Annotated in this window: 5 protein-coding genes; 3 read left to right on the top strand and 2 right to left on the bottom strand. The window is 37.8% G+C overall.

What is annotated here, in order from left to right; translation table 11 throughout:
- Positions 1–184 precede the first annotated feature (184 nt).
- Positions 185–679, bottom strand: a complete 495-nt coding sequence (locus H3V12_RS11025) for a type II toxin-antitoxin system PemK/MazF family toxin (RefSeq protein ID WP_198214708.1) — start codon at positions 677–679, stop codon at positions 185–187.
- Positions 680–681: 2 nt separating this feature from the next.
- Positions 682–1,629, bottom strand: coding sequence for a replication initiation protein (locus H3V12_RS11020; protein ID WP_198214707.1), 948 nt, complete (start codon positions 1,627–1,629; stop codon positions 682–684).
- Positions 1,630–2,368: 739 nt separating this feature from the next.
- On the opposite strand from H3V12_RS11020, the gene H3V12_RS11015 reads away from it, so the two are divergent.
- The 3 genes from H3V12_RS11015 (at position 2,369) to H3V12_RS11005 (ending at position 3,269) form a co-directional block, all read left to right on the top strand.
- Positions 2,369–2,608 carry a hypothetical protein gene (locus tag H3V12_RS11015; protein WP_198214706.1) on the top strand — a complete coding sequence of 80 codons (240 nt, stop codon included), beginning with the start codon at positions 2,369–2,371 and terminating at the stop codon, positions 2,606–2,608.
- Positions 2,609–2,610: 2 nt separating this feature from the next.
- Entirely contained in the window at positions 2,611–2,883 is a 273-nt protein-coding gene (locus tag H3V12_RS11010) for a type II toxin-antitoxin system YafQ family toxin (RefSeq protein ID WP_198214705.1), read from the top strand.
- A 158-nt stretch (positions 2,884–3,041) separates the two neighbouring features.
- Entirely contained in the window at positions 3,042–3,269 is a 228-nt protein-coding gene (locus H3V12_RS11005; RefSeq protein WP_198214704.1) for a hypothetical protein, read from the top strand.
- Positions 3,270–3,708: the final 439 nt, after the last annotated feature.

Here is a 3,708-nt window from a genome sequence, read left to right as displayed (position 1 = left end):
ACTAGTGCCCTGCGGTTGCTCAACACTTAAGCAAGTTGCACCGCCCGCAAGCGTTCCAATTTTGCCGTGTAAAATACACCACAAAGAAAAACGGCAATATCGAAAGATGTTGCCGTTTCCTCTAAGCCGTCTAAGCGGGTTAGAATTTTAAGCGCTCTATGGCGGATAATTATATTCTATGGTGTTATTGCTCTTTTTTCAAGCTATTTAGCTCATTTTCGAGTTCATCAATTCTATTTTGCATTTCGTCTAAAATGCGTTGTGCATTGATCGCTTTGATAACTTTCAACTGAATTTTCGTGACGACATCACTTGGTAAAGTTTGATTTAATTTCATCGCACCATCGAAAATGTAATACAATCTAGTCAAACTAACCACTTTGGAATGTTCCGCTAAAGCCCACCGCTCTCTTTTGTCGTAGAAGTCTGTAACGTTGATTAAGTCCGTATCAATCAAATGATGATAGTTTGCCTGTCTGCCGTAGCTTCTTGTTGATGAAATTGGTACAACCAACGCACTTTTACCGTCAAGATTTGCATTTAGCACCATAACCATTCGACGCTTCCGCATTTCAGGCTCTAAATGTTTGTCATAGTCGGGGCTTTTCTCGATTTGTTGCCATTGACCAAAATCGCATTCGAGCAGTTCACCCACTCTAGGTCTATGTTTGATTGCCATTTTTAATAAGTCCCGTTCTTCTTACGTTTTTCGATGATTTCTTTGAGTTCGTCCGCTTTCAGCGTGTCGCCTAGCTTGCGGTTATATTTCTCAAGATCTGCCAGTAATTTTGTCGGTCTGCGAATATCTGCCGCTTTTAGTCGGTCATAATCCGCATTACGGATACGCAAGCATTCTCGCCAGTAGTCCCATTCCTGCTGACTTCCTGCCTTGACCTGTGGACGTTGTGGCAGCTTCGTCAAGCCGTCTTTTGTCAGATCTTCGCCAATATCCACCGCACTTGATTTTGGATTGATTGTGAATTTCAGAGCCACGATAGACCGCCCACGTTTCAAAGGTTCGACTTTGACAAGCAGATCTGATTTTTCGTTGATTTCTAAAAAAGATGGGGATAAAACATCTCGTTTTAATACTTTAAATTCTTTGTATTTATCATCAATCTGCAATATTCTTCTAATTTCATCTATTTCAATGTTTTGATTTTGCATTCCTTGTAACTTTTTACATAGTTCATATAGCCTAATAGAGTATGAGCTACTAAATCCACTAACACTTAATAAGTGATATTGGGTATAACCAAAACGCTTATCTAAATCAAATAGATAAGGCAAAACTCTACGGCTAAATTCAAAAGAAATTCGACCCTCCCCTGTGTGATACTTAGTTCTACTCTCAATCCACCGAAATTCTGTTGTTTCATCTTCTCCTTTGAGGATTATAGAACGATCATATAACCGTTTTGAGGCATTTAATAAGTCTCGATAAGCCACTTTTTCGGGGACATTAAATTTTTCTGAATAATCTTTAGCAAACAAAGTTACCTTGCTTTGGGTTATATCTCGATTATCCAACTGAGCAAGGCTCAACAAAACTATGCGTTGCTCTGCAAGGCTTAACTTGTATCCAGCCTCAACAATAGGATGGGCTTTTCTAATTGTGAGATCGGTCATAATCTGTCCTACGGATGATGGGATTGATGGTGAAAATCATATCATTTTAGTTACAAAAGGTGAAGTTAAATCATTAAAATATCACCTTTACCATCATTTATATCACCTTTAACCATCATTTATATCACCTTTAACCATCATTTATATCACCTTTAACCATCATTTATATCACCTTTAAATCTTGAAAGCCTTATATATCAAGGCTCTATGAAGTCAGAAAGAAAGAAAAATAGAAAGAAAGAAATAATAGAGCAAAACGTAGTTTTGCCTATCGCTACGCTCTATTTTGTTTTTTTTCGTTCTTTTTAATGTGTTAAATTGTTGCTTAATCCCACCTTTGCTTATGCAATAATTTTTTTCGGCAAAGAGTAGTTTTCAATAACAGTTGTAAAAGCAATTTGATTGCCATTAAACATAAAATTAGGATAGAAAATTAGATATTTATAAATTATCGATATTGAATCAATATAAAATCGATATTAAATATACATATTCAATACTAGATGTGTTTTTTGGAGTTATATCGATGTATATCGAATTTTTATTGATGCAATACTGAAGTAAATTAGGGCAGGACAGGTTAAATAGTCCTACGCTTCAAAGCGTAGAATTATTTAACTTATACTTATTCGCAAGCTCAACGTGTCCTGAACTCCGCTATGAAATATAATAAGGTATTACCTTTACTATACATTATATTTCCATTATAATACTTTGAAATGAAAAAGGAGTAGTTACTATGAAATCTGAGGTTATGACATTTAAAGTTGAGCCAGAACTAAAAGAGGCTTTTAAATCTGTTGCACACCGTAATGACCGCCCCGCGGCTCAAGTCATTAGGGAGTTTATGAGAGAGTATATTTCTATGAACAGAGAGCCTAATACATTAACACTTGAAACCATGCGTAAATCAGAGCGTGGTGAAGATTTGCACTCCGCTAAAGATTTTGACGATTTAATGCAGCAGTTGGGCATTTAAACATGCGCAATGTCAAATACTCCAACCAGTTTAAAAAGGATGTTACCCAATCGCAAAAGCGCGGTAAGAACGTTGCAAAACTGGGCGCAGTGATGCAGCTTATCATTAGCGGGCAGCCATTGCCCGCAGTCCTGAAAGATCATCCATTAAAAGGCGCATGGCGACATCATAGAGAACTACACATAGAACCTGATTGGTTATTGGTTTATTACTTGCCTGATGATGAAAATGTACATTTTGAGCGAACAGGCACACACTCGGATTTATTTAAATAGGAGTTTGCATAATGGCTTTTTAAGATTAATTGCCCTGGCGAAAGATCAACGCCAGGCGAAACGGGTTTTTACATGTTCACAATGTAAAAAGGCGGGGCTGACCATGCGTCAACATGAACAGCCCCTAATCACATTATCACTGATTAGGAGTGAATAACATGACTAAAAGCGATCTTACAGTAATTAACAAAAACGATCTATTTTCGTTGTTTGATATTGTTGACCAGTTGCGTAGCCTTGGTCTTGCATGTCGGGCTTTTACCATTTTGCTAGACCCCCATGACCAAATGCAACCCCTGCTTGATTTAATGTTTGACCAAGTGGACAGGCAGACCGAGGAGCTAAGCGAATTTGCAGAGCAAATCAAAATCAGGCTAAATCGTTAAACATGGAGAAGCCAGCCACTAGGCTGGCTTTATAAAAAAATACAAATGCTATCTAAATGCTATTTTTTTGATGCCTAGTTGCTATCTATTTGCTATCTTTTTATTTTTTTAACGTCACTTATATTTAGATTAGGCACGACAGCGATGTATACAAAAATTTGTATAATCGGCGTGCTAAAGGGTAATCCCTTTAAAACCCTAAAAGTTAAGTAATGAATCCTCTACGGGTATTAAAGCTCCTAAAAACGACGTAGAGCGTGCGAGTGTGCGAGCGATGGTTGGCTATTAGGAGGGGCTAAAAAACGCTTTAAATGCCCTCAAAAGCGGTTTTTCAATCTGCACTTCGAAGTGTTAACTAGTGCCCTGCGGTTGCTCAACACTTAAGCAAGTTGCACCGCCCGCAAGCGTTCCAATTTTGCCGTGTAAAATACACCACAAA

The organism is Bartonella sp. W8167, from assembly GCF_016100335.1.
GTDB lineage: Bacteria > Pseudomonadota > Alphaproteobacteria > Rhizobiales > Rhizobiaceae > Bartonella > Bartonella apis.
Note: the sequence above shows the minus strand (reverse complement) of the source record. Positions and strands in the feature narration are given on the sequence as shown.

Bases quoted from the DNA above. Each gene is read 5' to 3' on its own strand.
- H3V12_RS11025 (WP_198214708.1), bottom strand. From the start codon at position 679: ATGGCAATCAAACATAGACCTAGAGTGGGTGAACTGCTCGAATGCGAT.
- H3V12_RS11020 (WP_198214707.1), bottom strand. From the start codon at position 1,629: ATGACCGATCTCACAATTAGAAAAGCCCATCCTATTGTTGAGGCTGGA.
- H3V12_RS11015 (WP_198214706.1), top strand. From the start codon at position 2,369: ATGAAATCTGAGGTTATGACATTTAAAGTTGAGCCAGAACTAAAAGAG.
- H3V12_RS11010 (WP_198214705.1), top strand. From the start codon at position 2,611: ATGCGCAATGTCAAATACTCCAACCAGTTTAAAAAGGATGTTACCCAA.
- H3V12_RS11005 (WP_198214704.1), top strand. From the start codon at position 3,042: ATGACTAAAAGCGATCTTACAGTAATTAACAAAAACGATCTATTTTCG.